This window comes from Candidatus Endomicrobiellum cubanum (genome assembly GCF_031278955.1).
GTDB classification, from domain to species: domain Bacteria; phylum Elusimicrobiota; class Endomicrobiia; order Endomicrobiales; family Endomicrobiaceae; genus Endomicrobiellum; species Endomicrobiellum cubanum.
The window spans coordinates 1-4,904 of record NZ_JAITJM010000071.1; the positions used below are offsets into that span (position 1 = coordinate 1).

The following is a 4,904-nucleotide window of genomic DNA, read 5'->3' on the forward strand; positions in this document are numbered from 1 at the left end:
TAGTAATATTCAATAGTTATCTTTAAAAAAATACCCTACACTAAAAACAAGCAAGTAAAAATTCGTTTCATATTAGAATTATCATAAAAAGATCATAAAAGAACCCTGTACTAGAGAAAGAGCACTAAATAGGATTAATATGAGCAAATTTGATATTCTACTTCTTTCAGAAAAAAACATATTTAATATCGACGACTTAAGTGCGTTATGGAAACAAAATAGATAAATGATATTTTGTTTGAACATCTTACGCCTGAAAAATTATTATCTATAATAGAACGTATTGAGCGCGAGCGTCCAGTTATTACTTGATGAACCAACTAACTATCTCGACATTATATCAATGCGCTGGCTTTCGCGTTTCCTAAAAAACTGGGAAAACGAATTAATTATTATCACGCACGATCGTACATTTATGGACAGCGTTGTCAGTCATATACTTGGCATTCATCGCTGTAGTGTCAAAAAGGTTGAAGGCACAACTGAGAAATATTTAGAACAAATCGCGCTAGAAGAAGAAATTCACGAAAAAACACGTATCAATCAAGAAAAGAAATTTAAAGAAACAGAGATTTTTATTGAACGTTTTCGCGCTAAGGCATCAAAAACAACTGCCGTGCAATCACGCGTAAAAATGCAAGCTGCGTAACAAAAATAACATTCTATAGCACTTTAAGTATATATTGCTGTTTATTCAAAAAGTGATTGAAGTGAAGAATAAATTCCCCTTCGCTAGCAAGGGAAAATTTGCGAGAGTAAATGGCGGCAGCGGGGAGAAGAATTTATGTAGTGCTTCTTAATTTTTTTGATAGTTTTGAAACGGCAATGTGTAAGCAAAATACTATGCACTTTATTTGTTGTTAAATCTTTAACATCTAATAAAACGGTGGTAGATTTCATAATACGAGACCTGAACCAGAAAACGAAATCTGCTATAAGCTGTGAGTAGTTCAAGAAATTTCTGGAAATCAATCATCAATTTTTGGAAATTGTAACCAAAATAGATTTATAAAGGTGGGACTGGCTCTTGTTCATCGCTTTTAGGTAAGGTTTAGCATTGTCAAGAATAACAACTCCATTTGCTTATCTTTACTATATCCCAATACTCATTATTTGCCTTAATGAGTTTAAATCTAAAGTATGCCCTCCATGAAAACATACTGATCTTGGAGAATATTTACTTTGTATATGTTCTATTTCTAAAGTAGAAATAGTATCGTCTTGATCGCCATAAATTAAAGAAAACTCTTCTTTCTCAGGATTAGAAATGCCACTATATTCCTCAATAAGAGTGCTTGCATTAAATCTAAATAAATTAGGATACGCCTTTTCTATATAATATATTTCTTTCTTTGCAGATCCTTTACATTTGTCATTCAATTCCAAATCTATCAATGGAGAACAGAGGATCTTTTTGACATTGATAGGAAGTTTTGCATTCAAAACAGGTAGTGCTCCAAAGCTAAATCCTAAAACGAAAATTTCTGACGAAGTCCATGCAAGTTCTTTTTGCCCAAACAGTTCAAGAGATCTTTGGGAACAAACAAAAGTAACTGTTTCCTCAACAGTTGAAATACAATTTCTTAAAGAAAATTCTCCATCAGATTCAAAGGAACCATAATATCTAGGAATAAATAAATTAATTTTATTTTCGGAACAAAATCTTACCAGTGGATGATGTTTAGTTATATATGACGGAATTCCATTTATTAAGAGTAAATTTTTTGAGCTATTATTTAAATAAAAACTCACAAACAGATTTCCTATTTTTGTCCTATTTTCTAGCATTGTTGTATTCCTCAAATAAATTACTATCTAACTGCTCTAAGAAGATATAAGCTTTCTGAATCAGCTCCTCAGAGACATTGTTATTTTGTTTGGCTTTCAAAAAAATTATTGGATTTATATTTAGAGAAAAATAATTTGGAAAAATCTCAAAAGCTTCTGATTTTGTTTTCGTTATTATCCCTTTGAATGATAGTGCATAAAAAACAGAATAAATACACCACTTCATTAAGTTTATTTTTTCTGCTTCGTTTATATCCTTATTAATAAGCATTTTTCTCGCTTGATAAAGCAAAGAATTTACAACTCGAATGCTTTCTATTCTCAGATCATTTTCATTAAAATCATTATGGGCAAATGGATTTTTTCCGATGATTGTGATTCCATAAAGTATCATTTCTTTTTGAAAATAAAGAGAGCGATTATTATGCCAAAAACATCTTCCCCTTACAATAGGGATTTCATTAATTGTGTGAACATTCAAATCAATTCGGATTTTCTGGCATAAAAACATTTGTTTTATTTTTTTTAATTTTTGAAATTCATTTAAAGAACATCTTTTTAAAAAAATAAGGATATCGTAATCACTATGACAATAAAAATCTTCACCAATTGCGCTACCATAAGCAATAGCGCAAAAAACGTTATCTTCTAACTCATTAAGAAGTTCTTTTTTTATATTTATGATATTTTTGAGTCTTTCTGCAAAATTCTTATCCATTTTTACACACTTATTTTTTTCTTATACACCTGTTCATTAAGCTGTTACTTTTGTAGAGTTGCCATATAATTTTTGGAATCTTAGATTGTGCATTAGAATTTTACTTTTATCTAATGTTAATATTTTTTTGGTGTCTATACTTGAGAGAGTGGTTTTATAAAAAATTTTACAACATTCTTCAGCAGCAAAGATGTTGTTATATGTTTCACTTAGATTACTTCCCCACGCAAATAGTCCATGTTGTTTTAATAAGACGGCACTCTCGTTTTTACTATATTCAGCTAATGTATTGGCTAGGATAGATAAATCAGACCAATCTATTATTTTTATTTCTTTACCAAAATGATCTGCATGGAAAGTAGTTATAACAGGTATAACAGCGAATAAAACAGAAGTAATAACAGCATATTCAGAATGAACGTGTGCTATACTATTTATCTTATTATTTGCCTTATAAACGCTTAGATGAATATTCGTATCGACAGAAGGTCTTAGCCCACTAATTAACTTACCAGAAATATCAACTACAGAAATATCATCCAAACAGATTTCCTCCATATAAACTCCACTTGGTTTTATAAAAAGCTTATCTCGTTTTTCACTAAGAATACTAAAATTTCCAGAAGTCAAAGGAGTTATTTTCGAAAACTCTTTCATGTAAGTTATAATTTCTTGCCGCTTATCATCTTGTTCATTTAATATAACTTTCTTATTCATCTTATTATTTTAGCTTTAATGTTCAAATATTTTGAATTGTAGATTTTATGAAGCAAAAATCTACAAAAAAGCCAAAACCCTTGGTAAATACCTAAAAAACCAAACTTTATGACATGACAATAAATCAATGATTTATCGCCATATCATAAAGAATCAATGTAGTTCATTCCGGTTGCAATCAGGAGCGATACAATATGCTAGTTTCTTTTGTAATGGGGAAAGAGTTTTTTGGGAACGAATTGCTTTGTAAAGCAAATCAATTTCGTTCTTGTCAAAAATCAACTTCCTGTCTTCATATGACATATCATCAATCTGCAATTTTCTAAAATCGGAAGCCGTCAAACGACACCAATAAATATTTTTAGAATGAATGATGCTTTCTAACGAAGCCCATTGTAGACCTGTTGCTAACAGCATACGCGCTTCTAAGGGAGTTTCTAATGCCATAAAAAAACTCAGAAATACTCATCTTAGACAAAACCACCCCACCATCTTGAACCCTTAACAAAGGATGAACAATCAGTCTGATATTAATGCTCGGCTCAATCATTTTTGTAAAAAGAATGACACGGGCAGCCTGATTTAACGTAGTTGGACTACTTACAATCACAACCTCATCATTAGACTTGGCAATGTAGTTAACAAAACCAGACCAACGAAAATCAATATCAAAACAACAATGCGCAGCTCTATGTAAACGACTAATAATTAATCCGTTATCCGTTAATCGTTTAATAATAGCTTGCAATTCCTCCCTGTAAATTGGCGGAAAAACATTAATGCGAGCAGGTTGCAATCTAAACAATTGAACTTCATCCACAGAAGTTTCTAGTTTTGAACCACATTTTTTACAAACAGCCGACGCTAAATCTTCTCCAGTTAATAAAGTTTTATGTCGTGCTGTGTACAAAATTGAGTTAGCAACTTCAACGGGCATTTCTATTCGTCCGCACTTGCACCAAACCATCTGTTTTGCTTCTGAGATAATCTTTCTTTCTTTTAGTAATTTGGTTACTAAATTACCAAAATAAGATTCATAATCATCATGAGCATCATTAAAAGCATCTGCCGCAATACCAAGTCTGTTTAAACAACCAAGGTATTCACGCATCTGAGATTCTGATGATTTTCCCGAAACATCTGATTTCATCCCAACTATATTCAACATGATAGTTGGCTTAACCATCAAATCTTTCGCTACAATGTCTGCTACAAACGGCGTAAACAATGTAACAAAAGATCGATCAAATTCACCATTTCCATCAGCTGGCGTAATTGGCAAAGTAACGACTCTCAACATTCAACACCCCCTTTCTAACAACTGTTACAATACTTGTTTTTGCAATTACATGCCGATGTATTTTCAATCAGCATATAAATGACTCACACAATTATTTTTTTACAGTAAATCTTTTCCAAGCGAGTATTAGTAATTTGCTTGGGCTTGAAAAACATTTCCGACCGCCAGTATCAAAAAAAAAAAAATAAGCAAGTGGTTAAAAAATATTTCAATTGTTTTTTCTGGTGTAGGGTTCTTTTTTATTTTTTGTATATAAAAACCTATGAAAAATAGAATAATTTTAGATAGTAATACTAAATAGTTATCTTAAAAAAATACTTTACACCAAAAACAAGCAGGTAAAAATTCGTTTTATATTGGAATTATCATAAAAGAACCCTG

The 4,904-nt window shown here is 31.1% G+C and carries 5 protein-coding genes; 1 reads left to right on the top strand and 4 read right to left on the bottom strand.

From position 1 onward, the window contains the following. Nucleotides 1-343 precede the first annotated feature (343 nt). Entirely contained in the window at nt 344-649 is a 306-nt protein-coding gene (locus LBD57_RS06560; protein WP_373470536.1) for a hypothetical protein, read from the top strand. A gap of 443 nt (nt 650-1,092) precedes the next feature. On the opposite strand, the gene LBD57_RS06565 is transcribed toward LBD57_RS06560, so the two are convergent. The 4 genes from LBD57_RS06565 to LBD57_RS06580 form a co-directional block, all read right to left on the bottom strand. After that, nucleotides 1,093-1,788 (bottom strand): hypothetical protein, encoded by a 696-nt coding sequence (locus tag LBD57_RS06565; RefSeq protein WP_373470537.1) that lies wholly within the window; start codon nt 1,786-1,788, stop codon nt 1,093-1,095. Beyond that, nucleotides 1,775-2,506 carry a hypothetical protein gene (locus LBD57_RS06570; RefSeq protein ID WP_373470538.1) on the bottom strand — a complete coding sequence of 244 codons (732 nt, stop codon included), beginning with the start codon at nt 2,504-2,506 and terminating at the stop codon, nt 1,775-1,777. Before LBD57_RS06570 ends, LBD57_RS06565 begins: the two co-directional genes overlap by 14 nt. A gap of 36 nt (nt 2,507-2,542) precedes the next feature. Further along, nucleotides 2,543-3,223 (bottom strand): class II aldolase/adducin family protein, encoded by a 681-nt coding sequence (locus tag LBD57_RS06575; RefSeq protein WP_373470539.1) that lies wholly within the window; start codon nt 3,221-3,223, stop codon nt 2,543-2,545. Between the two features lie 361 nt (nt 3,224-3,584). After that, the gene (locus LBD57_RS06580; protein ID WP_373470540.1) at nt 3,585-4,523 is read right to left on the bottom strand and encodes a hypothetical protein; all 939 of its coding nucleotides are present in this window, start codon (nt 4,521-4,523) and stop codon (nt 3,585-3,587) included. Nucleotides 4,524-4,904 lie beyond the last annotated feature (381 nt).